Source organism: Vibrio profundi (genome assembly GCF_005281835.1).
Classification (GTDB): domain Bacteria; phylum Pseudomonadota; class Gammaproteobacteria; order Enterobacterales; family Vibrionaceae; genus Vibrio; species Vibrio profundi.
In genome coordinates this window covers 13,542-39,293 of the sequence record NZ_RZIS01000005.1, presented here as the reverse complement: position 1 = coordinate 39,293, position 25,752 = coordinate 13,542, and the positions used below count along the sequence as shown (strand labels likewise).

Genomic DNA, 25,752 nt, shown 5'->3' with positions numbered 1-25,752 from the left:
CGAATCTAGGAACAGCTATGTTAAGTAAAGCTTTCATAACTAAACTCACCTTACTGTGTGCTCTTGTTTTACCCAATATTGCACTCGCAGACGATCATCCGAATGGTCACGACCTTATACAAGATGTTCACAGGGAAGGAACTAGAATTGAATTTGATGAAGACCAAGATGAAGTCTTCGATGCGGTTCAAGATGGGTTAATCCAACCATTTTCTGAATTGTATGCCGCTATTGAAGCTCAACTAAATGGCCGAGTGATCAAAGTCGAACTCGAAGAAGACGATGATGAGTGGATTTACGAGCTTAAGCTTGTACACGATAACAACGTCATCAAAGTGGAATATAACGCTACCACGCTCGAAATGATCGAGATTAAAGGCCGTAACCTTCACGACGTGATTAAAAAGTAACGCCAAACTAAAAAATTAAGAATCTATAATAATCAGTAGCAAAAATTATCAGTGGTAATGAAATGAAAATACTTGTAGTGGAAGACGACCCTCGTCTTGGCGAACAAATTATCGAAACACTTGAATCTGCTGGCTGGGTACCTGAACTCTCACAAGATGGTATCGATGCACTATATCGCGCAACATCTGAAGAATGGGATGCTATCGTACTGGATTTAGGCTTACCTAAACTTGATGGGCTGACCGTTTTAAAAGGGATCCGAGACGAAAACATTAATACTCCAGTCGTTATTCTCAGCGCTCGTGATACCTTGACTCAACGCGTAGAAGGCTTAAATGCAGGGGCCGATGATTACCTAACTAAACCATTTGAAATGGTGGAATTAATTGCTCGCATCCGTGCCCAACTAAGACGCGCATCGGGCAACGCTTCTCCTATTCTACAAATCGGTGACTTAAGCCTAGATACTCGTAGCTCGAAAGTCTTGTGGCAAGGCCAAGCTGTCAGCCTAACCGCGCTGGAATACAAAGTTGTCGCGTACTTTATGCATAATTCCGACAAGGTCATCTCGCGAACTGAGCTAGTTGAACACATATATAAGCAAGACTTTGATCGCGACTCGAATACAGTAGAAGTTTTCATTGGTCGTATCCGTAAGAAAATCGCGCCGAAAGTGATTAAAACCGTTCGTGGTTTAGGTTACCAACTTAATTCGGAGTAAGTACCCAGCGTACTTTTCTCAATGTATTGTTCTTTTATTGATGATTAACAGGCGAGTTTATTGTGCCCAAAAACGTACACCTCTCTAAGAAGAATCTAAAGAACATCAGTCTTAAAAGCCGCTTGCTTCTCGCTGCGGCTTTTTGGCTTGGTGCAATGATATTGGCCGCAGGGCTTGGAATACCGAAACTGGTACACGACTATTTGGTTGACGATGTAAAACAACAACTTAGCTTGGCCATGGACGAGTTAACCGCCAATATCGAAACTGATAAGAATGGTGAGCTGGTCATGCTGGGTCGCTTGTCTGATCCAAGGTTTTATCAACCTTATAGTGGGCTTTATTGGACCGCAATGACTAGCGAGCAAACGCTTCGCTCTCGTTCGCTATGGGACAAGAACTTAACGGTGAAAAAAAAACCGCTGAAAGTTCAAATCTACGGAGCCAAAAACGAAAAGCTCATTTACATTAGCCAATCGGTGTATCTACCTGATTTAAAAAATCCGGTTACGATTACTATTGGTTTGGATGAAGACCCACTAGAGTCCACACTCAACCAAATTACAGGCCAAATATGGCTGATTCTTTCCCTATTGTTTGCCGGTGTTCTGCTACTAATTGGAATTCAGGTCAGTTGGTCATTACTACCTCTGAACCGGATGCAACGTGAGTTAGCCTTACTTCGTAAAGGTGAACAACAATCACTGGGCGATAATTATCCAAAAGAAGTGTCTCCGTTAGTATCCGACCTAAACGCGTTGTTGTTCCACTATCAGGAGCTGCTGGAACGTGCCAGAAACCACGCGGGTAATCTTTCCCATGCTTTAAAAACACCGCTATCTGTTCTTAAGAATGAAGTCGAAGCTTTGCCACTACAAGATGCGGACAAATTCAGGCAACCAATCAATCAAATTCAAAGCCAAATTGATTATCATCTTGGCCGCGCACGTATGGCTGGTTCGATGAATATTCTCTCGGTAAAATCATCACCAAGTGAACGAGTAGACGCAATATCGATGGCATTCGACAAGGTATATGCCCACAATGACATCACTCTGATTAACGAATTAGATTCAGAACTAGAAGTCGCTGTCGACCAAACCGACCTTGATGAAATGGTGGGTAACTTATTAGAAAACGGATACAAATGGGCAGGCAGCATTATTCGTGTTCATGCTGAGTCTGTTGAAAATGGGAATGTCGCGCTCACGATTGAAGACGATGGGCCGGGTATCCCAGAAGAAAAGCTGTCTCAGGTAACGAAGCGTGGAGTCCGTTTAGACGAAACCACTCCAGGCACAGGATTAGGACTGAATATTGTGAGTGAAATGGCCCACAGCTATCGCGGCGGGCTGACTTTATCGAAGAGCTCGATGGGAGGCTTAAAAGCAACACTTACACTGAACGTCTCTCAGCAGTAACCTCCCTAATCAAAAATGGCAGCTCATTGAGCTGCCATTTTTTACAAATTGACTAATTCTTGTGAGAAGTCGATTTCTGAGTTAATGACTAACACACGACCATCGCTGTAATAATCATGAGCTGAGTCTAGCGCCACCGGTAAGGTTAAAGGCTCCATAGTCACAGATAGTTCGGGAAACGTTTGTTCGATATTCTTAGCCAGCCTATCGCGCTCTTCATCGACATCAGGGTTAATACTGTGAAGTACCGTAATAATGCCGGAATACGGGGTGATTTTTAATCCATTGTCATAACTGATCGCCCCCATCCACACTGGCTGGCCAGATTCATGGACTAAAGAAGACTTCCACCATCGAATATGACTGCGCTTCATCAGGCTACCCGGCAATTGAAACGCCATGTCTTGCGGGCGCTCCTGCCAAAATAAATCAGAGACTGGCGGAGTCTTATCTTTAAGCAAGTTTAAATAATCTTTCAGCTCAATCTCATTTCTGGAAAATGTTTGGTTCTCTATCCAACCAAGATTTTTCATCATGTTTAAAGGGGTGTCACCTACATACATTACATTCATCGCTTGAGCGTCAAAGAATGCGGACTTCCCTGCATACGCTTTGTAGCTTTCATTAGGCATACTTGGCTTTTTAGGCGTTACTGCTGCAACCGATTCGCCGCTTTTGAAGTCGTCAGATAGCCAGAAGAAGTGTCCGTAATTTGTCCACAATTGAAACGCTAAAAACAGTGATGCGACTTTAACAGCCAGTAAACGCCATTTTTGCTTGTAGCCCACATAAGCGAATACGATTGTGACCAATAAGCTGATCAGCGTGTACTGATGTTCAATAACAAAAATACGGGCTTCATTTAGCAACGGAATTTGCTCAACGCCATATGCCAATAAATAGCCCCAGAAGATAAACTGACTACCGCCAATAATCAGCCCAACACTTGCAAGCACACTAAATCGAGCCCAAGGTGTTTTGTTCGTACCCGCGATAAACGGAACAACCCAAGCTACAGGCCCTAACAGACGTGCAAACGCAATAACGTAATTGCCCTTTTTGGCCATTAAGTATCGACAACGAGCTATCGCCCTTCTTGATTTCGGCTGATAGTGCATCAATTTTCTTTGAGCTTTGGCGCCAACTTTATACCCGATCAGATAGCTTAGTTGGTCGCCCAATAACCCGCCTAGCAATACCGCAGCCACTCCCAACCACACCCCATTGTGTAGTTGGTATCCTGCCGCAATAAAGAAAGGCTCGCCTGGTACGAATAAATTAGGCCCGATTAACGCATCCAGCAACGCTCCCCAGAACAACCCTATTCCTTCAAACATTCCCTTACCTACTATCGTTGCTCGTTATAATGACCAAATTTATATTCCATTTCGTTGTTACGCATTTCACCAAAAAACACTCGTCGAACGTTTGCTTTAAGGTAGGTGAAACCCATTTTGAATATCCCGTCTTGGTCCAACCTTCTAGGGTCAAAACCGAAGGTTAGATTTAGGAATCGGAATCGCCACGTTTTGCTCGCACGGTTCACATAATCACAGTCTTCACATAGGGTAATGCTTTCATCAAAACCTGCTATTTCTTTGTGCACTCTTTTAGTTGAAAAGATGCAAGCGCCGACAGCAGTTGGGAACACAAATTGAGTGGTAAACAGTCCAATATTGAACAGTCCGTATCCTAGCTTGTGTGCCAAAGGTAAATCTTTTGCCCCCATGTACACACCAGCAACTTCTAGCCTTTTGTCTTTCAATTGCCCCAACGCATTGGCAAGGAAATTGGGTGCTAGTTGCACATCTGCATCTAAGAACAAGATTCTTTCGTATTTTGCTAAACTCGCTCCAGTGTTGCGGCCTAGACTCACACCGCGAGTTTCCATCTTATGAACGGTGAGTTCCGGGAACGAGCTTTGATACGCTTGTACCACTTCACAAGTGTTATCGTCGCTATTTGAGTCGACAACAATGACTTCAAACTCACGATGAGTTTGCTTGCTTAAATCGTCCATTAAACGCCCAACGCGTTTCTCTTCATTCAATGTAATAATGACAATGCTGACTGGTTCCATGACTTCACCTTAGTTATCTGATTAGCTTGAATACAAAGATAAACCAGGTGTTATTAACCATTACTTAGCCAACCGTTCATTTTCAATTCACAATATCAATCCGTTAAGTATTCAAAGAAGTAATTGATAGTAAACGCTGGCGGAAGGCGCCCATAGACAAGGAATTCTGGCAATGGGTGAGACAATTGAATAAGATCCAATCAAACAGTACTCATCAGCCTGATAATTGAGTGAAAACTGCAGGTGACTATTGCTCGAAACATAAGAGGATGTTAGTATCCGCGCTCGCTTGAACATGAACTTGTTTATGTCTGAGCATTAGCACACTGACAAGGTCGCATTGTCGTGTGAAATTAAACTTTTACTAATTTGAGAGTAAAACTATGAAATTCGAAGCAGTAGTACGTACTGAACTAGGTAAAGGTGCGAGCCGCCGCCTACGTCACGCTGGCAAATTCCCAGCAGTTGTTTACGGTGGTGAAGCAGCACCAGTATCTATCGAACTTGTTCACGGTGACGTGATCAACCAGATGGATAAGCCTGAATTCTACGAAGCAATCACTCTAGTGATCGACGGCGCAGAAGTTAAGGTTAAGCCGCAAGACGTTCAACGTCACGCGTTCAAGCCAAAAGTTGAGCACATGGACTTCATCCGCATCTAATTCCCTACCAAGGAACTAGTTGGATAAATCCAACCTTTTGCATAAAAAGATGATCGACCTTACCAATCGAGAAGTCTAGAAATTCGAAACCCCGATGCTACCAACATCGGGGTTTCACCGTTTTTTAGCTCTCAAAAACGTCCAAAATCTCACGCAATATACTGAAACCAATCAACTTTCCTCCCCAAAAAAAACTTTACCCTACTTTATCTGGGTGGATTAAGGGTGGACTTATACATTAATTTCCCTCTCAATATCTTAGACCTATTTTCGTCACTACATAAATTATTACCTCCCTCCTCTATTCTTTGACTCAAGAACACATCTGAAAATTCCCTCTAGAGTCTCTCTAACTTCCAAGTAGTTATCCCATCAAAGTTATACTTTCCAGTAAATCGCTAACAAATGAGGCTATATGAATGGATAAGAAGCTCTTTACAGAACAGGTATACTTGAACGATTAGATGCTCATACCGCACATGCTGAAGAATTGCCGGAGCTAGTTACAACAGAAGGGATTCGGATCAAGCCGAAGAAGACGGCAGCCATGAATACGATTAATCACCGCTGCTTGCCTTTTATGTTGAACTGAGAGGCTAAGTCGTTTCTGGACAAAAATGAGTTATAGCTTTTGCAAAATTAGTAGAACGTGAATTAGGTAAAGTATCGTAAACCAGCTAGAAGAAGGGAAGCTACCTCAAAAACCGAATGAATCAGCAAGCAGTATTGGGACACTTCTATAGCTGTCGCCAATTTTAAACTTATCCAAATAATCTTCACAGCATCAAATAGGCACCGGACTAGGGTTACCTATGTCACGCAAACTTACGAGCATCACGGGAGGAAACCCTCTCTACAAAGAGAGCTCAGAGAAAGTCCGAGATTTATCTTTCCATCCCACTCATCCTAGAATGAGTTTACGTCTCAAGCAAGGCATTATTGAATCACCTGAAAATTGCACTATCCCCATAAAGAACTCGCTAAGTTTGCTTTAGGTAGAAGGACTCAAGAGTTATTGAACCGAGTCAAATCATCAAAGGACGACGCTGCTGTTTCCCCGATCAATAACACTTTTTCCGCGAAATCAATTAGACTAGTTTGTTCCAAGAAGGTTTAGTGAATAGTTATCGTACCAAGCTTTGTCATACTCGTTCACTCTTATGTTACAGCCTTTGTCAGTTGCAAGATCAAGCAGTGATTGATAAATAGCTCGAACGTAACTTGTGTACTCACGAACCCTCACAAGATCTTGTTGTGTGAACAATTGCTCATCCACTCGAACAATTCTCATATCAATTATACCGTATCTCTTCACGCCGTTAACTATGATACCAGCGGGAGACCTGATGGAATGATTGACGTAAGCCATTTGATGACCTTTTTGCCGATGGCTAACCCTAAAGTCAAAATCTGCCATTTTGGGAGGATAATAAAAGTGACGACCTTCAGGTATTCTGTCCTGAGGACACTGTCCAGGCGTGTAGTGCCAGGAATTAAAACACATTCGACTCGCGACGGCGTTTAGGATTCTTGATAAAATCTTAGGGCTTTTTTGAAAGTAAGCCTCAAACTTTTTACTAGAGAACACCGCAGTAAAATATTCCGAGATGGGTAAATCACAAAGCTGCGCATAGTCACCAGTGTGGAGAAGAGTAGAATACGAGTGCAAGTCCCTTGGAGCGCGTGTCATACCGTAGTCAGCATTGAGCTCGTCAACACATTCCAAGACAATGTCTCGGATTAGGTTTAAGGTTTCACTCGCAGCCACCTCTGGATTTGCAGAGTGAATATTGTGTACAACTTGTCGGAAATAACTGTCCACACTATCAGCGTCTTTATAGTCGCAGCCGTATTTTTGTAAAATTGCAGCAGTCAGCCCTTTTGGTAATCGTTGCATAGAAATATCTATCGTGTTTCGTGGCATGACATGTTCTGTCTTGTTGACATTAAGACCGTTGACTATTCGATACGAGAAGTAGTCGCTTCTCAATAGTTGTTTTAATTCAAACAAGTACTTTGCTCTTTCTAGCAAAGTGTTTGGTTTTGTACTTTCCGTTAGAGCAAGTAACTCTAGTCTGGAAGCGATTTTTTCATCTAACCAACGCGCTAAGGTTGAAGGCGTCAGCTGAATACCGCTGAATTCCTCACATTTAAAGCCACTATTAGCTATACAATAAAGACAATAGATGAAAGTTCTGTGCGTTTGTGCCCATTCATCTGTAGTTTGGTTCTGCAATAGCTCAATTAGGTACTTTTCATCTTTGTTCCCTGTACGGGAAAAAAGGTTATTGTAAGGAGGGTAATTTGCTATTAGTTGTTGATCAAAAATATACATAGCTGGATCAGTATGGTCGATAAGATCGATAACCTTGTCAACGATATCGTTTTTGTCACTGTTGGCATAAAACGAATCCACCTCTTGAGCATAATTGACATTTACTGCATCAATAAGTGACAACTCCCCCTTTATGGCGTCAAATTCATCGTTTGATATAAATATCGTGGAATATAAAAAGTTATCGCCTAAATCAGTATTCGACTCAACAATATTCAAGATGCCGAGCTTTGTTAAACAGATATTTAACGACGTAGTATTCGAATTAGCTATCGACTGTTTTTTTGCCAACGGCGTATTACCAAACTTGCTGATGATAATAGAGGTGAGCTGAGATATAGCTTTCTCTCCATACCAACTGTCCTGGCGTCCATTGAAAGTAAACACCAGCTCAGATAGTTCGAGTAAAGTCAGGTCATTCAAATTAAAAAGTGTGAGTTCTTCTATAATTTTCTCGAACATTAGGGGTGTTAAAGGGTAATTGTCAGCGATCGGTGAGGCGCTCATCATAATATTCTCCATAATATTTATAAAATTAACTCTTTTAATTTTGGTCGATTGACCTTACCGCTACCGGTCCTTGGTATATTGTCTATAACTTCAAATCGATTAGGCAATTTTGAACTACCGATAACCTCTGATATGTATTTGATTAACTCGCTCTTCCATGTATCCACTACCCCGTCTTTTAACACAATAAATGAGGCTATTTTCTCATCAAACTCGTCATTTCGATCAGTAAATTGAACAGAGCAGGCATCTTCTATATTCTTGTGTGATTGCAAAAGTTCGTCGATGTCTTCGAGGAAAATCTTGTTACCTCCCTTGATCACCATGTTCTTTTTTCTACCTGATATAAATAACATTCCGTCATCATCTAAATAACCAACGTCCCCTGTGTCGAGCCAATTATCTGATTTTTCTAGATATGCTTGTCTTTTATCTTTATAGTATCCACCCCGGATGACACTCGGTCCACAAATCACGATATTCCCGACTTGGCCAGCACGTAATTCACTACCACCATCGTCAACAATTTTTAGCTCGTTACATATTGGCAAACCGCAACTTTTTTCTTTTACCTTCTTCCACGATATAGTTGTGAAACAAGTTCCTTCTGACATTCCATATGCAGGAATAGTTTTTGCGTTAGAGTAGGCGTTAAAATCTACTCTCAATGACTCAGGCAAAGGCGCCCCACCAGTCACACAATAAACAAAGCTATTTGGCAACGTTATTTTTGCATTCATAATTAATTGAATTACGACTGGTACGGCACTAAATGAATGGAATTGATACTTACTAAATATCGTTCTTATCTTAAATAAGTTCTCTAGTTTACATTGTGGGGAAATAACACATGTTCCGCCTTTGATCAGAGTGACACAAACATCACTAATAATCCCGAATGTATGGAAGAGAGGCAATAGACACAATGATAAATGGTTGTCTTGTATATTTAAGACTTCTGCAGCAGCCTCTGCATTAGAAATAATATTTTCCGAAGAAAGAAGAACTCCCTTAGGGGATCCCGAACTACCGGAAGTGTATATCAAGAGCCCACCTTGTTTTTCGTTTTCAAGGGTTTCAGCAGGTGAATAATCCAAATAGTCGTCTATGAAGGAGTCTTGAACATTCTTCAAACAAGGAAAGGGATCGGAATTTCTATCAACAATAACTAGCTTTGGTTCCGAATGATCCTTTATATTTGCTACTTCGACATTTCTGTATGCTGGGCTAATCGGCAAGATTATGCAGCCATGGCAGATCGAACCAAAAATACTGACGACCATATCAACACTGTTGTCCGCTAACAACATAATAACATCACCTGGGGTAACGCTTTTTTCGGTGAGAAAGGTTGAAAAACGTTTCAATCTATTTTCGAACTCTTTGTATGTCGTTTCTTGACCAGTCATTGAATCGATCAATGCAACGGCATTATCGACCCCACCGAACAACGCCTTTAGAGGGTGCTCAATCATGTTTACAATCCTTTCGATTAATTGACTTGCTTGGCGTAAGTGAAGGGGCCTGAAAACGTAGAATAGAATGTTTTTGAATCATTATTCGCGTGTTCTTCGTAATCACCACAGAGTGCTTCCTCCACTGGTATCCCCGAACATAAATGTCTTAGAATTGGTATGGTTTCATTATGACCAACTATTAGTAACGTTTTGTTTGGGTGTATTTCAGTCAATCTATCAAGTGTATCTTGATATCTAAGAACCATATCCAGAAAGCTCTCACCGTTAGGGTAGCGCTTAACAATATAATCAAGTTGATTCGCATGAAGCTCTTTTGAAGTTTTATCTTCGTAATCTCCGTAATCTATAGCTGTTAGCCCTGACTCCACTAACAGAGGTAAACCTGTGTCAGAAAAACATAGGTTTACGGTCTCTATGCAACGAGGAAGATCCGATGAGACAATGGCAGTTATATCTCCATGAACCTCATAGTTAAGAGCTATATTTTTGGTAAAAAGGTACCCAAATTTAGACACTCCTTCGAGCGTTCTTCCACCACATAAACCCTTAAGGTTTCTGTCACATGGTAAATGGGGAAGAACAAAGAATGTTGTTTTATTCATAGCCATATTGCTCTAAAACAGGGAGATACTTGTTGTTGAACAACGCTGTCAATTCTGGAGTGAAATCGCCGCCCCATGCATTGGCTTTTCCTCGTTGGAATGTTCTCGATTGCGTGCTGTACAATGATTCTGCTAGGTCATCTACTCTGTGTTCTTCTTGCAAAACGCTAATGATCGACTTGATGGTAAGATGCTGTTTTTGTTCACAACCACCACCTTGGTCCCCAACTAGATCTTCATATGTGATTTTTAGAATATTAGGTTGATCTAATAACCATGCATTAGATTGGAAAACACCAGTAATATAATTAGGTATTTTTGTGATCACGAAACTTAAACGCTGCTCCATGGTTGGTAGACGCTTCAATATGCTTGATAATTCAATGTAACCCGAAACTTGAGTGAAATCCTCTTTAGCCTTGGAAGACAAATAATTAACGAAAGACACTAAAACTGCACGAGGATCTCTATAATTAAATATAATTTCCACATCAAGTTCAGACACTATTCTTTCATATGTTTCCTTATTAAGACTATGAAGCACTAAACATTTTTTATTGTCTAAACGATATTTAGTCAGCTCATACAACTTATCCGATTCAGCGAGAATACTCGAAGGGTCTTCCTGATAAGCATCAAACATACTTAGATGCTTGTTCGCCTTTAGGTCTTGATATATCCCTTCATAACTATGTTTAATCCCGGAACCAAAACAATCATACCCCATATTTTCAAGAAGCTTTGTAACTAAGTTTGTACCTGACTTATGTAAAGAAACTATAATTACCGGACCATTATTCCCTTTTGTCATTTATTTATTTCCATTATTTACAACGATTTTAAAGAACCAATAGCGCCAATATAATCGCTATTTTCGAAGAATACTGCCTGCTTGCCATTTAGAAACATATTCTTTTTTATCTCTGAGCATAAATAGCTATTATTTTTCAGAATGGAACCGCCAAAACAAATAGTATTGACTCCATGATTTTGTGCCAAGGCGGTACAAAGAGTTGAAACGTTCTCAGAAAACATAGTCAATAGCGATGCAATAACATCAGCATCTGATGGCTTTGCTGTTCTTTTATTCGGTACAATCTTACCTAAGCTCTGAGCGGTTATTTTCCCCGGCACTTCAAAGCCACCTTGGGGATAAACATCAGATACAAAAAGATCAATATTTTCTCTATTCCCCTCGTTAGCGATTTCACAGTACTCTGAGTATTCATCTACGCCAGTAGAAAGCGAAATAAGTGCAGAGAGTGTCGAGCCACCAAAACTGGAACCACCAATACGCTGAGAAACATCATCTTCAACTTTTACAATTAGAACGCCAGAACCAAGAGAGGCGACGATATAGGGTTGTTTTACACAACTTCCAGAAAGTGCCGCTAATTCAAGACTACCTATACCCCAGGCAGAACTTTCTGGAACAAGTAGACACTCATGAGATAGCATTTCACTAAGATTTCTAGCTCCTCCTCCAGTAAGAGCAATTCTGGCAAACACAAATTTATTAATGTAATTAGACACGGCCTCAAGATCTAGGGAAGACCACTTTCTATATTCATAGTTCCCATCGTCCAAAACAACCACTTTACAAAACGTTGAGCCAGCATCTACTCCTATGTATGTTTCTTTCATTGAATTCACCTGTAATAAATAAAATCATGAAAATTTATTTGAGATACTCTTTATTGTTTCGAAGTTGCTAATATCCATGTCATTGGCATCAATAGCACTACCGCGTAATTCCTCTACAAATAACACAAGCCTGACAAAGCCCAGAGAGTCAATTAATCCCTCTTCAAACAAATTTGTATCCAAATTAATAGTGATACCCTTCTCTTTCGTTTCATTTTTTAGATAATTAATAATTTCAACTTCCATTTTTACACCTATAAATCAATTAAAATATAAAATATAAAATATAAACTTGATCTGTGGGGTTTGTTAAACGACAGAACAATACATAACAATATTCGCTTAAGCTAAACTTCTAAGTACTGTATTTTATTAGAAATACCATCCCATTCATTTGCATCAGATAATGAGTCTTTTCTCTCGGTAATAACCGGCCATACGTCAGACAGTTCCGAATTAAGTTGTTTAAACATTTCTTGTTCATTTGGCAAATCGTTTTCTGAGTAAATAGCTCCAGCTGGACATTCGGTTTCACACAATGCGCAATCAATACAATTATCAGGATGGATAACTAAAAAATTTGAACCTTCGTGAAAGCAATCGGCTGGACATACAGCAACGCAATCTGTGTACTTGCACTTAATACAATTCTCTCCTACCACATAGGCCATATCCAAAAGTTCCTTTTATTTAAATTTTCGAGTTGTTTGGTAGTCAATTAAATTGTTGACTGATCTCAATTTACGTTGAGTAACTTTGCTGGGTTGTCATACATTATTAACTTAAGCTCATCTTCCGTGATAAGACCTTCCTCCACCAATTGTTTAAAGGCAGATACATCTTGCTCCATAGAAGAGTGTCTTCTGTGAATAGGCCAATCAGTGCCAAACACCAACTTGTCTAATGTTTGGTTTTCTTTATGCCAATGTATAATCTTCCTAAATGTGCCTTTGCTGTAAGCATCTTGGAATCCGGAAACATCTAAATACACATTAGGTCTGAACTGAGCAATCAGAGCCGCCTCTTGATATTGAGTGAATCCAGCATGCCCAAGAATAAAATTCACATCAGGAAAGTTGAGTGATGCACCATCGATGTATCCTGGAGCGGTAAATTCAAATGGTAAATTACTACTCGAGGGACCAACATGTGTTAATACTGGCAGTTTGTGATCAGAACATATCGAAAAATAATCAAAAAAATCATCACTGCTTGGAGAATAACCGCACGGTGGGTAAAGTTTTAAACCGCCGAACCCATATTCTCTAATCGATTTTTCAAACAACTCTAAACCTATGGGACCTTTGCGCCTATCGATTGTCGAAAAAACAATAAAACGATCAGGATGTCGACTTAGCACATCTCTATGTAGCGCATACGTATCTTCTAAGTTTGGAAAGTCATAACCCTTTGCCATACCCCAATCAACAGTTAATAGTACCGTCTTAGATATGTTGCATTTGTCCATTTCAGCGACAAGTTTGTCGCAAAGAGGGTCATCATCAACCGATGCCTTTAAGATATTATGTACAGAATTCGCCGCCAACTCTGAATACTCGACCCTAGCTTTACTTAAAATGGTTCGAACCCAACCATCATAAAATTGTTTTGGAATTGAACGATAAGACGCAATATGAGAGTGTATATTGATTATCTTTTCCATTTTAATCGTTATTCCTGGTCAACTGCGCATTTAACGCCTTTAAAGATTGTCCGCCTTTATACCAAGCTAAATAGTTTTCGCGAATAACTGGCCATTCAACATCAATAATCGAAAACCATGCTGTATCTCTCGTACGACCTTTGTAAACAAGATGATTCTTAAAAACACCTTCTGGTGAGAATCCAAGGCGTACTGCTGCATTTTTTGACTTATCGTTTAAGCTATCGCATTTCCATTCAATTCTGCGAGCTTTGCACGTGTTAAATCCATGCTCCAGTAAAGTAAAAATAACATCGGTATTTATGTTACTTCCATGGTACTCTCGTCCGTACCAGATGTTGCCCAACTCAAATCTACCCATGGTTAGATCGATACTCATAATACTGATCATGCCAACATATTTATCAGTCTCAATATCTTTTATCGAGTAATAATAATATTCGGATGAATCTTCAATGGAATTCAGCCAGGCAAGCATACTCGACTTTGAGTCGAAAGGACCATATCCCATATAAGTCCAAACAGACTCTTTATCACCCTGACCATGAGAAATTAAATAAAGGTCATCGATTACTGAGCTAGGTTCAATTCTATGAAGTTCGACATAGTGACCGAAAAACTTATCTTGTATTAGAGTGCCTAGAACAATAGGAGGATTATTGACTTGCTTACCTACATTCTGGCCATACTTATTTTTAATTACATTCATAAACTTACTCGTTGAACTACTATCTTAAATTATTTAACAACATTCACTAACCATTTATCGGTTCTCATTCGTGATAGACAGAGGATGTTTTTCACTAATTCTTCCAAACCAACAATAATGATGATGATAGGGAGTGATAAAGTGGTGTATTTTACAAGGAATATCGCGATTGGTACCCCTATCAACCACACACCAAAGAAATCTGAGTACATAATAAATTTAGTATCTCCACCGCTTCTTAGTACTCCCATATTCGTAACAATATTTATTGACTTAAAAAGCATAATGATACATATACTTATAAGAATACTTTGAACAAATTCCATAGTACTTTGCTCAAATCCATAGTGAGAAACGAATATCGAACCAGAAACAATAATGAAAAGACTAATGATTAACGAAAATACTATGGATGTAATAAGAAAAATCTTAGACACATCTTTCGCTTTAGCAAATTCATTTTCTCCAAGCATTTTACCTATAATTATTCCAGCCGTCTGTCCGAGGGATGAAATAAGCACTAAGCCTACCTTTTCAAAGGACAATGCAATATTGAGGGCTGCAAATGATTCTACTCCTTTTTGAGCATACATGATCATATATACATTCGTACCCAACACCCATAAAATAGTGCTTGAAAGAATGTGGCGCGATACCGATATAAATTTTGGAACTAGATAAATTGACTCGTTAAGAACAAAAAGCTTTTTCATCGGCAATGCCGCTTGATTCCGCTCTTTATAAGTCAGTATTATTGTGATTAACAACTCTAACGTTCGTGAGATAAGCGTTGCATATGCAGCCCCGATAAAACCATATTCTTCAAAACCCAGTTTACCGAAGATCATGCCATAGTTAAGGACGGTATTAAGCGACAATGCTAATACAGATGCCACAAGCGGAAGTTTAACCTTAGTTACACTTCGTAATACTTGGAAGTATACATTAGTGATAAAGTAGAACGCATAAATAGGCAATGTTACCTGTAAAAACTCCAGTGCTTTAGCCAATACCTGCGCATCATCTGTATATAAACCTAGAATTTTTTCTGGCATTGAACTCAATACAACGATAAATATCACTGAAATTAAGAATCCAAGCTGTAACCCAAGTGCATGATAGCTGTGTATTTTGTTTGGTTCTTTCGCACCATGTGATTGTGCTACAAATACTGCTACACCTGACGATACGCTGAACACCACCATTAGGTAGACAAAGAAAACCTGGAAGTTAATGGACGCAGCTGCTAACGATGCTTCTCCTAGCTTTGCTAACATAAATACGTCGACAAAGCTCAGCAGTACTGTCACCATTCCCTGAAGAAATATTGGTATAAGAATCACTGATACAGAACGAATAAATGTCAAATTAATAGATTTCATTTTAGCTAACCTTTTAACCTATTCTTTCTATGATATTCTGAAGTTTCTCAGTGCTTTTTTCTTCGTAGTCATAGATTTCTTTCAAAAGTGTATTGATCGTCTCGTTAAGCCTACCAGTTCCGAGAGCTAAGCTCATTTCACATCTAATATCCAATTGGAACCATCGATTATGTAGAATATTGAGAGTTTCTATATATTCATCAATTTCATTTACTCTCTGACCTAAGAAGAGGTCTTCTTTGACTTTTTCAAGCCAATTAATTGAAGCTATACGTTCATGAGAAAAAACCCAGCTGCCAGGTATAAAGACAGAATTACCATCCTTATAGAAGTTCTCAAATTGGTCTACAAAACATTTTAAGCCGCGAAGACCCAGGTGATCAGAATTTGTAGTTAGATTTGCCAATGACCGGTTAAGTTTGTTGACGACTCTTTCTATATCAAACTTGGCTGGCAAACCATTTTTTTCCATATAAACGATTCTGACAACACCGTATTGACCAAGCAAATATTCAAAACACTCTTTGAAATCCGAAATAGACAAAACATACTTTGGTTTAAGACTTTGCTCAATACAACTATAACCTTCTTTTGATTTACCATTAATAATAGTAAAATGCCGACCAAAAACCTTCTTATAATGTCTTCTAGTATTGATATAACCTAAACTAGACTCTGTAAGAACAGGTTCACCCTTAGACAACTGTTCTTCAACATATGATTTATAAGAAGTGAAATCTCTAAATTCTAAACACTTGATTCCAATTCCATAGAAGTAACAAATTTCACTCGCTATTTTACCTTTATCAGAATTTTCAATAAAATCTGTCAGTCCATCAAACTTCCTATAAAGATTTACATCTAATTGAACTCCAGAATATTTAATCACACCATTGTTATTATTTTGGTATTCAATGGTATGATTAAAATAACTCCTATCAATATCTTTAAAGTAGCCTTTATATTTACCAATTGCTTCCACGAGAGAATACTGACAATGTGGGTAAAAAGCGAATGGTTCAGGTATACCATTTATTATCTCTAACATAATTAGTCTAATGCCTAAATAGGAGGTAATTTTTACTTTCTATATGATTAATTTAGTAGATATAAATTTCTGGTTTATACTGCTTCTAATTCTTTTCTGGACTCAATCTCTTTCAAGGTTAGATCAGTAATTCGATCGAGTAGTAGAGTCATGATATCCCATGCTTGGTTTGATAAAGATACTAGATTTTGGCATGTGGCATTATCTATGTTTTCCAGCAACTCACTACCTAAATCGGCATGATCATGATCTAGTTCAGCGTGCGCTCCAATATATTGGTCTTCATTACTGGAGTGATTCATGGCCATTATGTGGAAAATGTCTGCACATTTTTCCAAAACTAAATGCACTATCACTAACTTTTCTATGTTGTCTGCCTGTACCATTTGTTGAATAAACCAACTGCTATACGAAGCTACCTGTGGATCCCAAACAACCTCATCAGATTCTAACATTTTGTCATGACCTAGCTCGTCTTCAAAATGTTCTAAAAATATATTTTTATACTCTTTATTTTGTGTTGTTGCCTGCCTCATAAACATAATAGTTTGAAACGCAGAGGACCACTGGTGAAGGTATTTTTTAAATACAGATAAGTTTTTTTGTCTTTCATCAGTCCGCTTTTAAACATTGTGAAAACTTTGCTATTTTCTGCGTCTTGGGCTAACTGTTCATTCGTCTCATACAATGAGTTTACAGGGCGATAGAGTTGGTTACTCAAGAAGTTTATGTCATTTTTTTCGGAAAACAGCGATTCACTTTCGAACTGAATTGATATACATTCAATTTCTTCCCCAGCCTCACATGAAAACCCGTGCTTGCAGCCTTCAGGGATAAAAATTACATCTCCTTCACAGACGTTCTTTTCTTTATCACCAATTAACTTCGCACTACCCTTTGTCACTATTACCATCGAGTCTGTTGAATGAGAGTGAATATTGTGAGTGTTACTACCTGTGAGCTTAGTAAACGCAAAAGATATAGGACTTTGTTTTCCTATTTTTTCTTTGAGCAGGTCTGAGGAATTAAATGGCATAAATGAACCAATATCATGAATTTTACCATCAACCTCTGCTTGTTTTATTTCAGTAAGTTTTTCTTTGTTAACTACAAGAACCATCTTTATTCCCTTATAAATTTCGCTAATAAAACGAATGATAATTTGCATGGATAGCGTTAATCTTCAACTCGACGTCACTTTTTAGCTATCCCTATTCAATCGCACTATGAACTATTAGAAAGCAGCATTATTGAGTCATCGAAAAAGAATGAAAACACCTATATTGATTCAATAAAAACAACTGATGGTTAATATTAAATAATTGTTGAACATTCTCTTTATCGAGTTCTCCCTTGCCTGATGCGTGATGATTATGCATTCATAGTAATTAATAGCGAATAAAAACTTAAATTTTATGGGTAGATATAAAATTACCTAGAGAAAGATCATGATTTTTTAATTGTTATTTTTATAAATTACAATTTATTTACGACACAAATGGACAATTATTAAATTTCAAAATTATCATTAATTCATCTCCATTTTTTCCTAAAAACTTTATTCATTATTAATAAAATAATTGTTGATGCGCATATATGCAGACTACATAACTACTAAATAGATTCAAACCAGCTCAATATATAAAGTAATCATATTTTTAACAGGTTAAAATGCTTATTTCATTACCACCATTCTAAGCATCACAAAGGGTTAGGTCTCGGGACGTGAAAAAGGTTTCCACAGATATAGGCAACAACGCCCTGCTGTAGTAACTGGGTGGCCAGTTCTTTGGGTCTGAGAAGGTTTGAGGCATTACTAAGTTAAGAGTTTCTAGTAATTCTGTACCGTTTTAGTAATAATAAACCCCGTTCTAATGTAAAAATCATAGGACTAACTTCTGATAATATTCGATTCCTAACTCGGAACCCGAGCTAAACTTACAGGGCTTTATCGGCCTAGGTAAACGGCGGGCACCTCTTCTTGTCCATGCCTTAGCTCTTCGCTAATGATCACCCTCGCTTCATTCATAATCGAACAGCTTACTTTCCCCCGTTAGACCTCTTGTGGACGGCCAGTCCGCAGCAGAAGCGTTAAAAGCCGTCAATTCAAGGTATCGCTGATGCGAATGCCTTAAGCCATTCGCTCGGTCTAAACCCATCTTAATACACTCTCTTTCATGCCTTTTCATTTGGGTAACGTACATAGCGTTATCTGGGATCAGTGAGCCATCCCCTACCCACTTTTTCACTTCATCGATTAATTCGCATCAAGGTACTTATCATTAAGTGCGGCCAATTTTGAGTTTGATCGGAATCTGGCTTTGTTCTGGTTGGTTACATATCTAATGTTTTATATCCCAAAGGAAGGGTTACTTTTAGGGACTAGACCTGGCTTGCCTATTTTTTCAGAGAGCCAACGGAGATGAGTCATATGAGTCTTGATGGCGCCTGCAGCCAAGCCTTGAGATTGCCAATGTTATGTGTTTTGGCCCCAAACTCCTTAGCTCAAGCTTTTTAACGTTAAGCCCTCTTAACTGTTTATCGGCTAGTTTGAGTATTTTTTTCGCTCTGCTTGACTTGCTTTAGATCCATCAGGGTTGCGATGCAGTACACGTGTGATTTGATAATAAAAGTTCGTTGCCATATTGCTACCTTAAAATGTTAGTTCTGAAAAATAGAAGAGCCAATCTTGTCGGCTCATATCTAAGTCATTCAAGGTTCTTATTTCATGGGTGCTGTAATCGTATCAATGCGAGTTTAGATTAGTGTTATTGCTTCCGTTCATTTCGAATGAACGCCTGTCACTTAAATCAAGTGAATAGGTAATGAAGCGAGACTACTGCGCGGTTCAGAAATTCCGAACAATTGAATGACTGTAAGCCATGTGCAATTGCTAATTCCCAGAAGCCCGTAAGGCGTTTGAGATAAGAATACGCTGGTAATCAAAGGTTTTTCTTCATCTAGTAGTCTTTGCAGCAACGGCTGCTTTTTAGTTCTCTTTTATTATTGTCTCAACTTAATCTGCTCGCAACTTTCGGGGCGCTCTCAGCGCCATAGATTCTCGCCGTCATTCTTTTCCAATTCTCGTTTTTCATTCGTAGCTCCTTATTGGAGTGACAGGACTAGAGTAAGCGAGGGTCGATATAACAATTCGAACTCCGAATTGTTATATCGACTTGAATTCAAATGACACAGACCTTTCTACGTTCTTAGGAAATCATGGACAGAACAATGGCCCATACGATAGAGCGGCTATACAGGTAGGAGTGGCTTCCTAATAGAATTCACTAGAAGAGACAATTCACAATTTCTACCTAGCGATTGATTTGAGAAAGAACAGAGCTCTCAAAAACATACACACTATCAATATAATACAGAGTGAATGGTAAACTAATTTCATAGCAGAGGCAGGAAGAAAAATGATTACCAAAGATAGAGATTCAAAAGTTTACAGCAGCCTTCAACAAAGAACTGGGGTAAAAGTAGAGCAAGACGTTGCCTTTTATTTACGTAGAGAGTTTGGAGATGCGAGTGACGTATTCATTATCAATGATCTACGTATACACTTCAAAAATGAGATAGCTCAGATCGATCACTTAATCGTGTATAACAAAGGGTTTATCATCATAGAATCTAAGTCAATTCGCGGCGAGGTCAAAGTAAATAGTCAACTAGAGTGGAGCAGAACCGTCAGAGGAAATTGGACAGGAATGCCCTCTCCCATCGAGCAAGCTAAATTACAAACGAAGCTTCTAAAAGGACTACTTAATGACAATGCTAAGTCATTACTGGACCGCATTGCATTTGTACAGGCGTACTTTGGTGGGCGTTGTTGGGATCAACTGTGTGCTACTTCAAATGATGCGTTAATTGACCGAAATTTCATCCCTAAAAGCATCTCGAAAAAGCTTATTAAAGCGGAATCTGTTGGAAGCAGCGTTAAAAATCTAATCAAGCAGCACCGCGTAGGTTCTATTTTAAATACGAACCCTACATTTAATCGTGATGAGTTGTATCGACTAGTTCACTTTTTAAACGAACAGCACTTACCGACTCAATCATCTACTTCCAATGAGCTTGACTCTACGCTTAGTAATCCAGAGCAAGCCAACTCTCCGGTTACAGTATCCGAAATTCAAGAAAGTAAAGAGCACAAAACTAGGTATGGCTTTAATTGTAAGAAATGCCTAAGAGCTGAAACCATACCTAGATCTGGGAAATATGGATATTACGTCTACTGCCCAGATTGTAAGATCAATACTTCTATGCGTATTAGCTGCCAGACATGTCAATCTAAGTCCACCAAAGTTAGTAAGAATAAAAATACTTACACTATTTCGTGTTCTTGTGGTGAAAGACGCGAAGTCGTATTCCCTGAGACATATAATTCGGCCCCTGATTGAAACAGACAAAATAAAAGATAAGACTAAAATTCTGACTCCGAATTTACCAAATAAATTATGTAGTTTAACTAGATGGTACTTACCACCAGTAATAGCGCTTTCATATTCAGCTTTGCGTCATGTAAGCACTCGCTGCATAGAAATCACCTCTATTGCATGTTTTCTTTTGATCGGATGTTTGTAAGGACTTTCCCATCCCTTTCAAACATTGAATTAAGTATCTAGAATACTTTCAATGATGCTTTCAAAGGCAAACTCATTACTCCTGATCTCGTCAAATACTTTCAAATATTCTTGTTCCTTCATTCTATAAAGCAAATCGTGGCACGTTTTTAACGTGAGCTCAATAGAAGTTCAATCTTCCAAAAAGTCATTCATAGATTGTCGATTGCCGCTCTCTAAAGCAAGTAGTAAACATGTGCAGCCTGTATCGCTTCTTGCTCGATAGTCCCGATTGGGAATGGTTTCTTCACACCATCCACGGTCGTAAACCGAAATCGAGTTTGCCCCCCTATGGCTCACTTTAACCAAGAATAGAGGGTAATAAGCCGTTTCTTTACTTCTAGCTCTACCAACCATTTATGACTCCAAGAATCTTAGGAGTTCACTTACCCTCTCTGCAGGGTTACCTATCTCGTCATCACACAGACTAAATATCGCCCTGTTGGAGTTCTTGTCCCCTCAAGCTTGCCGTGTTTAATCCAGTTTATAATGGTGGTATTGCACATCCCAGAATCAGGGTAAAACTCGTCAATAGATTGTCTAGGTCTGATTTTACGCATTATCATGTCGTTCTCCTTACCTTCCTCATAAAGTGAGAATGAAGATTTCCATCTCAGTAAGAGAAACTGTCCATGAAATTTTTAGCAGTAGTCTGTTAGCGCAGCAATGGATAAAAAATAGCCTCACCACCAAAAACCTTAGTTCCAAATAGGGTAGACTAATACAGTAGTAGGCAACTGCTAATAGGTTGATTTAGTTCACTTATTTATTTTGGCTTTTGGAGCATTTTTTAGGTCTATGACTTCCAGAACATAAAACCTAAGCAACTGAAATTTAGACAAATAATAACCACATCACCAAGCTTGCTACCAACATCGGGGTTTCACCGTTTTTGAACTCTCAAAAACGTCGTAAATCTCGCACAATACACTGAAAACAACCTGCCTACCCACAATGTTTTTAGGTGGATAAAGGGTGACCTTTAATTCACACATAATTGAATTACTTTGCTTTCAGATCCTGGAGCTTCTGACGTTGGTTTAAAACATACTCTTAAGGATTAAGATACAAGTTCTTTTTTACTAATACGTTGCACAAAATAGCGTAGATCAACCGCGCTCAACTTACTAAACTCAATCTAACCACTCTTGAATCTGTTTGATAACGGTTTGTTTCTCACTTTCACCTTGCTGGTTTTCAAACGAATGATTTAAGCCATCAATTAACACAAAAGACACGTTCGATCGCGATCCCATCAGTTGCTTTGCTTGTCGTTCAGCTAGCTCGGGGGAAACATTAACATCCAACTCAGATTGCAAAATTAGCGTGTCCGCACTTACTTTACCAAGTATCTCAGTCTGGTCTAACGTGAACATATCTTTCCACCAAGCAAAGCCATGACCGCTCATGTTGATATCCATATACTCAGCGTTCATAACAGCCTGCTGAAAGCCCAAGAAACCGTTTTTTGCTTCTGAAAACGCTTCTGGTGGCATGGTTTGCTCCATATTGTAGAGAACGTCATCAACGAAGAAACGTCCACCTGCGTTCAAAGACACTAAGGTATCAACTGATGGAACTTGTGAAGCAACCATCGAAGAGACCAATCCCCCTTCACTACCGCCAAGCACAATAATATTCTCGTAACTACTATCAAGGCTCTCAATGACTTGTTGATAGTCAGCAGTTCGCTGCGTTGGCGAGTCCTTTTGAATATACGCAGTTGGGCAATCGGGGCTGTCGCCGTTCGGATTCCAACTCATATCTTGGTTTAGCCCGTACTTCTCTACCGTGAGTAAGTCAGCATCTGGAAAAACTTGAGAAAACTGGTCATTAATTGAAGAACTGTGTGAAACGCTATTACAATCGGAGCCCTGCATAATGACTAACAAGGTGTTACTCTGACTTTGCGAAGAACGCGTTAAGTAATAGGTTAGCGATGAGCCATCTTGTCGCTCTACAATGTGAGTAGTGGAAGAAGCATTTGCTACTCCAATAATGAACAGTGGTGTGAATAGTGTTATCCGAATTAAGCTCATTGCAAGACCTTGAAACTAAGATGAAAGCTAAAACTCGAAGTTTTAGTGGACTCCTAAGCCATAAAGTTCATTTTATATTCAAAATACTACTTAGAACAACACACTGAATCCTCCTCGTGCTATATCCAACCAATGTGTTCCAAGTTCATATTTCGGCTATCGGAGTTTCCCATATTTGAATTAATCTATCTTTTTCTAATTTAGCAAAATCACTTAATCAATCATTCTTTACCAAGTTAGATAAGATGCAACTTAGAGCGGTTAAAAATCTTAATAGGCCGATGTTTTATACGTGGCACTTTTGGGCTCAAAAGTGCCCTATTTAATTTTAGTTAGATGTATCAGTATATTATTAATTAACGAGTAAACGCTTGTGGAGTTTTACCACCACCTTCTTGAGTTTTTTAGACTGAGTAATTTCGCAGCCTGGTTTATGAGGTTCTCCCGGGAAGAACACCGCAAACATGCCAGGTTGTAGAACCACTTCGCTTGCGTTGGTCATGTTGCCAACTAAGTAAAAGTCGTTCTCGGCATCGTAGTCGGTCGCTGGAAGGTTATTTGGTGATTCGTTACAAAATTGAATGCGTTCTTCACCATAGATAAGACACTGAATATCAATATAGTCTTGATGGACTTCAGCTTGTTTATCTCCTGCTGGAGCCGTGTTGAATTCCAAGACGTTAGCGAAGATATCGTCGCCATCAATGATGTGTTGACCCACTTCTAGTTCCATCAAGTCGATGGTTTGCAAGTAGTCTAAGCAACGTAAGATTGCTTGGGGTAAGTATTGGTTAACGTTATGGTGTTGAATATGACCGTAAATCACAATGGGGATCTCCAAATTCTAGAACAGATTAAAAGGGCTCTGTAACGAGCCCTTGTACAATTAGTTACGCTTTAGCGAGCTTTCCCACGGTCAATTGCTCTTTATCTGCGTCGCTCAACTTGTTTTTAAATAGTGGCGCAGTTAGGTACCCCACAATGACCACCATTAATGTGCCAACCACACCGTAGAAGAAGAAGTTCAGGTCAGTGAAGTAGCGAACACACACGACTGTCGAGATACTTGAAACTACACCAAGCAATGCACTAGTAGCGTTAGCTTTACGTACGAAGATACCTAGCATGAATAGGCCTGTCATTGGGCCGCCCATTAGGCCAAGTAGGCTGTTGAACGCATCCCATATTTCACTCTCGTTAGACAAGATGAGGTAGGTTGATGCGACAACTCCTAAGATACCTGCTGTCACTGTCAGTAAACGCCCTACTTTTAGTTTTTGCTCTGGAGACGGGTTATTGCTAACTTTTTCGTAGATATCAGAAGTAAAGCAAGCGGCGATACTATTCAAACTACTTGAGATACTAGATTGCGATGCTGCAAAAATAGCGGCGATTATCAGGCCAGCAACACCAGCAGGCATTTGCGAGATGACGTAAAACGGTAAGATACCACCAGTATTGAAGTCTTCTGGTAACAACGCAGGGTTTTGCGAGTAATAAGCGTATAGACCCGCACCAACAGCGAAGAAGAAGATAGGCACACACGCAACCAGTTTAGCGTTAGTGATCAGGGCCTTTTTGGTTTCTTCAATGTTGTCTGTAACAATATAGCGCTGCACCACGTCTTGGCTAGCTGTGAACTGCTGTAGAGTGGCGAAGAAGAACCCAATCATCAATACAGGAATGGTACTTTCGCTCCAGCTCCAACGGAATTGGTCTGCCGGGAAGTATTTATCCTCACGTGCTGACATACTGAAAATCTCGCTGAGACCGCCATCAACATTGAAACAGATCACAATGAAGATCAGGATCGCGGCACCAGACAGCATTACGCCTTGAATAACATCAGTCCAAATTACGCCTTCAATCCCCCCTAAGAAGGTATACACAATACAAAGCACGCCAATCAGGAACACTATCATCAGTGGGCTCATGTCGATAAACGGCATGAGAGCAAGGGCGGTCAAATAGGTAACGATTGCTATTCGGCCAACGTGGAACAACATGAAGGAGATACTACCAAATAGACGCATTTTCACGTCAAAACGGCGTTCTAGGTATTCATAAACAGAGGTGAGATTCAGCTTTCTGAAGAAAGGAATATAGAACCAAAAGACAATAGGTAGAATAGCGATCGCGATATATTGACCGATTAAGAATGTCCAGTCGTCAGTATAAGCCTTAGCTGGAATCGACATAAATGTAATGGAGCTGAGTGTGGTTGCAAAAACACTAAAGCCAGCAGCCCACCCGGGAATCCTCCCTCCTGCTTTAAAATAATCATCCGCTGATTTTTGGCGCTTCGCGAAGTAAACGCCGACTCCCATAATTGCACCTAAATAGACTATTAAAGCTAAATAGTTTAGTGTGCCAAATGAACTTGCTTCCATAAGGGTAGACCTTTTCTGTAGGATTAAAATAG

24 protein-coding genes and 2 pseudogenes are annotated in these 25,752 nt (G+C 39.4%); 5 read left to right on the top strand and 21 right to left on the bottom strand.

Translation table 11 applies throughout. From position 1 onward, the window contains the following. Window positions 1–17: 17 nt before the first annotated feature. The 3 genes from ELZ11_RS13785 (at window position 18) to ELZ11_RS13775 (ending at window position 2,553) form a co-directional block, all read left to right on the top strand. Window positions 18–410: a PepSY domain-containing protein gene (locus ELZ11_RS13785; protein ID WP_137358000.1), complete on the top strand. Its 393-nt coding sequence runs from the start codon at window positions 18–20 to the stop codon at window positions 408–410. Window positions 411–472: 62 nt separating this feature from the next. Then, window positions 473–1,132, top strand: a complete 660-nt coding sequence (locus tag ELZ11_RS13780; protein ID WP_137357999.1) for a response regulator transcription factor — start codon at window positions 473–475, stop codon at window positions 1,130–1,132. A 62-nt stretch (window positions 1,133–1,194) separates the two neighbouring features. After that, the gene (locus ELZ11_RS13775; protein ID WP_137357998.1) at window positions 1,195–2,553 is read left to right on the top strand and encodes an ATP-binding protein; all 1,359 of its coding nucleotides are present in this window, start codon (window positions 1,195–1,197) and stop codon (window positions 2,551–2,553) included. Between the two features lie 41 nt (window positions 2,554–2,594). Here the strand turns inward: ELZ11_RS13775 and ELZ11_RS13770 are convergent, their stop codons facing one another. Both ELZ11_RS13770 and ELZ11_RS13765 read right to left on the bottom strand, forming a co-directional pair. Then, window positions 2,595–3,890 (bottom strand): LssY C-terminal domain-containing protein, encoded by a 1,296-nt coding sequence (locus ELZ11_RS13770; protein WP_137357997.1) that lies wholly within the window; start codon window positions 3,888–3,890, stop codon window positions 2,595–2,597. Window positions 3,891–3,901: 11 nt separating this feature from the next. Further along, on the bottom strand, window positions 3,902–4,633 hold the full coding sequence (locus tag ELZ11_RS13765; protein ID WP_137357996.1) for a glycosyltransferase family 2 protein: 732 nt from the start codon (window positions 4,631–4,633) through the stop codon (window positions 3,902–3,904). Window positions 4,634–5,016: 383 nt separating this feature from the next. Between ELZ11_RS13765 and rplY the strand changes: the two genes are divergently transcribed. After that, window positions 5,017–5,295, top strand: coding sequence for a 50S ribosomal protein L25 (gene rplY, locus ELZ11_RS13760; protein ID WP_137357995.1), 279 nt, complete (start codon window positions 5,017–5,019; stop codon window positions 5,293–5,295). Between the two features lie 1,093 nt (window positions 5,296–6,388). Here rplY and ELZ11_RS13755 read toward each other — a convergent pair. The 14 genes and pseudogenes from ELZ11_RS13755 to ELZ11_RS24105 form a co-directional block, all read right to left on the bottom strand. Continuing rightward, complete coding sequence (locus ELZ11_RS13755) at window positions 6,389–8,140, bottom strand: hypothetical protein (RefSeq protein WP_137357994.1); 1,752 nt, start codon at window positions 8,138–8,140, stop codon at window positions 6,389–6,391. Between the two features lie 17 nt (window positions 8,141–8,157). After that, window positions 8,158–9,615: a class I adenylate-forming enzyme family protein gene (locus ELZ11_RS13750; RefSeq protein ID WP_137357993.1), complete on the bottom strand. Its 1,458-nt coding sequence runs from the start codon at window positions 9,613–9,615 to the stop codon at window positions 8,158–8,160. Between the two features lie 17 nt (window positions 9,616–9,632). Continuing rightward, complete coding sequence (locus ELZ11_RS13745; RefSeq protein ID WP_167494691.1) at window positions 9,633–10,220, bottom strand: histidine phosphatase family protein; 588 nt, start codon at window positions 10,218–10,220, stop codon at window positions 9,633–9,635. Then, a complete protein-coding gene (locus tag ELZ11_RS13740) occupies window positions 10,213–11,031 on the bottom strand; it encodes a sulfotransferase domain-containing protein (protein WP_137357991.1) in 819 nt (272 codons plus the stop codon). Before ELZ11_RS13740 ends, ELZ11_RS13745 begins: the two co-directional genes overlap by 8 nt. Before the next feature lie 17 nt (window positions 11,032–11,048). Next, a complete protein-coding gene (locus ELZ11_RS13735) occupies window positions 11,049–11,864 on the bottom strand; it encodes an acetate and sugar kinases/Hsc70/actin family protein (RefSeq protein WP_137357990.1) in 816 nt (271 codons plus the stop codon). A gap of 24 nt (window positions 11,865–11,888) precedes the next feature. Then, on the bottom strand, window positions 11,889–12,110 hold the full coding sequence (locus ELZ11_RS13730) for a phosphopantetheine-binding protein (RefSeq protein ID WP_137357989.1): 222 nt from the start codon (window positions 12,108–12,110) through the stop codon (window positions 11,889–11,891). Between the two features lie 101 nt (window positions 12,111–12,211). Continuing rightward, on the bottom strand, window positions 12,212–12,535 hold the full coding sequence (gene fdxA / locus ELZ11_RS13725; RefSeq protein WP_137357988.1) for a ferredoxin FdxA: 324 nt from the start codon (window positions 12,533–12,535) through the stop codon (window positions 12,212–12,214). A 65-nt stretch (window positions 12,536–12,600) separates the two neighbouring features. Then, window positions 12,601–13,527, bottom strand: a complete 927-nt coding sequence (locus ELZ11_RS13720) for an amidohydrolase family protein (RefSeq protein ID WP_137357987.1) — start codon at window positions 13,525–13,527, stop codon at window positions 12,601–12,603. A gap of 1 nt (window position 13,528) precedes the next feature. Then, window positions 13,529–14,236, bottom strand: coding sequence for a GNAT family N-acetyltransferase (locus ELZ11_RS13715; protein WP_137357986.1), 708 nt, complete (start codon window positions 14,234–14,236; stop codon window positions 13,529–13,531). A 29-nt stretch (window positions 14,237–14,265) separates the two neighbouring features. Beyond that, window positions 14,266–15,618 (bottom strand): MATE family efflux transporter, encoded by a 1,353-nt coding sequence (locus tag ELZ11_RS13710; RefSeq protein WP_137357985.1) that lies wholly within the window; start codon window positions 15,616–15,618, stop codon window positions 14,266–14,268. 13 nt (window positions 15,619–15,631) lie between these two features. Further along, a complete protein-coding gene (locus ELZ11_RS13705) occupies window positions 15,632–16,666 on the bottom strand; it encodes a hypothetical protein (RefSeq protein ID WP_137357984.1) in 1,035 nt (344 codons plus the stop codon). A 74-nt stretch (window positions 16,667–16,740) separates the two neighbouring features. Beyond that, the gene (locus tag ELZ11_RS13700) at window positions 16,741–17,121 is read right to left on the bottom strand and encodes a hypothetical protein (protein ID WP_137357983.1); all 381 of its coding nucleotides are present in this window, start codon (window positions 17,119–17,121) and stop codon (window positions 16,741–16,743) included. A gap of 77 nt (window positions 17,122–17,198) precedes the next feature. Further along, window positions 17,199–17,786 (bottom strand): cupin domain-containing protein, encoded by a 588-nt coding sequence (locus ELZ11_RS13695; RefSeq protein WP_167494690.1) that lies wholly within the window; start codon window positions 17,784–17,786, stop codon window positions 17,199–17,201. A gap of 828 nt (window positions 17,787–18,614) precedes the next feature. Further along, a pseudogene (locus tag ELZ11_RS24105) lies at window positions 18,615–19,310 on the bottom strand (phage integrase N-terminal domain-containing protein). Window positions 19,311–20,085: 775 nt separating this feature from the next. Between ELZ11_RS24105 and ELZ11_RS13685 the strand changes: the two are divergent. Next, window positions 20,086–21,069 carry a nuclease-related domain-containing protein gene (locus tag ELZ11_RS13685; RefSeq protein ID WP_137357981.1) on the top strand — a complete coding sequence of 328 codons (984 nt, stop codon included), beginning with the start codon at window positions 20,086–20,088 and terminating at the stop codon, window positions 21,067–21,069. A 354-nt stretch (window positions 21,070–21,423) separates the two neighbouring features. Here the strand turns inward: ELZ11_RS13685 and ELZ11_RS23820 are convergent, their stop codons facing one another. The 5 genes and pseudogenes from ELZ11_RS23820 to ELZ11_RS13665 all read right to left on the bottom strand — a co-directional run bounded on the left by ELZ11_RS23820 (window position 21,424) and on the right by ELZ11_RS13665 (window position 25,720). Next, window positions 21,424–21,648, bottom strand: coding sequence for a hypothetical protein (locus ELZ11_RS23820; protein ID WP_167494688.1), 225 nt, complete (start codon window positions 21,646–21,648; stop codon window positions 21,424–21,426). After that, window positions 21,649–21,857, bottom strand: a pseudogene (locus tag ELZ11_RS23940) (MerR family transcriptional regulator). A 567-nt stretch (window positions 21,858–22,424) separates the two neighbouring features. Continuing rightward, entirely contained in the window at window positions 22,425–23,330 is a 906-nt protein-coding gene (locus ELZ11_RS13675; RefSeq protein ID WP_137357980.1) for an alpha/beta fold hydrolase, read from the bottom strand. Between the two features lie 352 nt (window positions 23,331–23,682). After that, entirely contained in the window at window positions 23,683–24,156 is a 474-nt protein-coding gene (gene nanQ, locus ELZ11_RS13670) for an N-acetylneuraminate anomerase (RefSeq protein WP_137357979.1), read from the bottom strand. 64 nt (window positions 24,157–24,220) lie between these two features. Next, complete coding sequence (locus tag ELZ11_RS13665) at window positions 24,221–25,720, bottom strand: sodium:solute symporter family protein (RefSeq protein WP_137357978.1); 1,500 nt, start codon at window positions 25,718–25,720, stop codon at window positions 24,221–24,223. Window positions 25,721–25,752: the final 32 nt, after the last annotated feature.

Excerpts from the sequence above, each read along its gene's own strand:
- ELZ11_RS13785 (WP_137358000.1), top strand. The coding sequence starts at position 18 with ATGTTAAGTAAAGCTTTCATAACTAAACTCACCTTACTGTGTGCTCTT.
- ELZ11_RS13780 (WP_137357999.1), top strand. The coding sequence starts at position 473 with ATGAAAATACTTGTAGTGGAAGACGACCCTCGTCTTGGCGAACAAATT.
- ELZ11_RS13770 (WP_137357997.1), bottom strand. The coding sequence starts at position 3,890 with ATGTTTGAAGGAATAGGGTTGTTCTGGGGAGCGTTGCTGGATGCGTTA.
- ELZ11_RS13765 (WP_137357996.1), bottom strand. The coding sequence starts at position 4,633 with ATGGAACCAGTCAGCATTGTCATTATTACATTGAATGAAGAGAAACGC.
- rplY (WP_137357995.1), top strand. The coding sequence starts at position 5,017 with ATGAAATTCGAAGCAGTAGTACGTACTGAACTAGGTAAAGGTGCGAGC.
- ELZ11_RS13755 (WP_137357994.1), bottom strand. The coding sequence starts at position 8,140 with ATGATGAGCGCCTCACCGATCGCTGACAATTACCCTTTAACACCCCTA.
- ELZ11_RS13750 (WP_137357993.1), bottom strand. The coding sequence starts at position 9,615 with ATGATTGAGCACCCTCTAAAGGCGTTGTTCGGTGGGGTCGATAATGCC.
- ELZ11_RS13745 (WP_167494691.1), bottom strand. The coding sequence starts at position 10,220 with ATGAATAAAACAACATTCTTTGTTCTTCCCCATTTACCATGTGACAGA.
- ELZ11_RS13740 (WP_137357991.1), bottom strand. The coding sequence starts at position 11,031 with ATGACAAAAGGGAATAATGGTCCGGTAATTATAGTTTCTTTACATAAG.
- ELZ11_RS13735 (WP_137357990.1), bottom strand. The coding sequence starts at position 11,864 with ATGAAAGAAACATACATAGGAGTAGATGCTGGCTCAACGTTTTGTAAA.
- ELZ11_RS13730 (WP_137357989.1), bottom strand. The coding sequence starts at position 12,110 with ATGGAAGTTGAAATTATTAATTATCTAAAAAATGAAACGAAAGAGAAG.
- fdxA (WP_137357988.1), bottom strand. The coding sequence starts at position 12,535 with ATGGCCTATGTGGTAGGAGAGAATTGTATTAAGTGCAAGTACACAGAT.
- ELZ11_RS13720 (WP_137357987.1), bottom strand. The coding sequence starts at position 13,527 with ATGGAAAAGATAATCAATATACACTCTCATATTGCGTCTTATCGTTCA.
- ELZ11_RS13715 (WP_137357986.1), bottom strand. The coding sequence starts at position 14,236 with ATGAATGTAATTAAAAATAAGTATGGCCAGAATGTAGGTAAGCAAGTC.
- ELZ11_RS13710 (WP_137357985.1), bottom strand. The coding sequence starts at position 15,618 with ATGAAATCTATTAATTTGACATTTATTCGTTCTGTATCAGTGATTCTT.
- ELZ11_RS13705 (WP_137357984.1), bottom strand. The coding sequence starts at position 16,666 with ATGTTAGAGATAATAAATGGTATACCTGAACCATTCGCTTTTTACCCA.
- ELZ11_RS13700 (WP_137357983.1), bottom strand. The coding sequence starts at position 17,121 with ATGTTAGAATCTGATGAGGTTGTTTGGGATCCACAGGTAGCTTCGTAT.
- ELZ11_RS13695 (WP_167494690.1), bottom strand. The coding sequence starts at position 17,786 with ATGGTTCTTGTAGTTAACAAAGAAAAACTTACTGAAATAAAACAAGCA.
- ELZ11_RS13685 (WP_137357981.1), top strand. The coding sequence starts at position 20,086 with ATGATTACCAAAGATAGAGATTCAAAAGTTTACAGCAGCCTTCAACAA.
- ELZ11_RS23820 (WP_167494688.1), bottom strand. The coding sequence starts at position 21,648 with ATGGTTGGTAGAGCTAGAAGTAAAGAAACGGCTTATTACCCTCTATTC.
- ELZ11_RS13675 (WP_137357980.1), bottom strand. The coding sequence starts at position 23,330 with ATGAGCTTAATTCGGATAACACTATTCACACCACTGTTCATTATTGGA.
- ELZ11_RS13665 (WP_137357978.1), bottom strand. The coding sequence starts at position 25,720 with ATGGAAGCAAGTTCATTTGGCACACTAAACTATTTAGCTTTAATAGTC.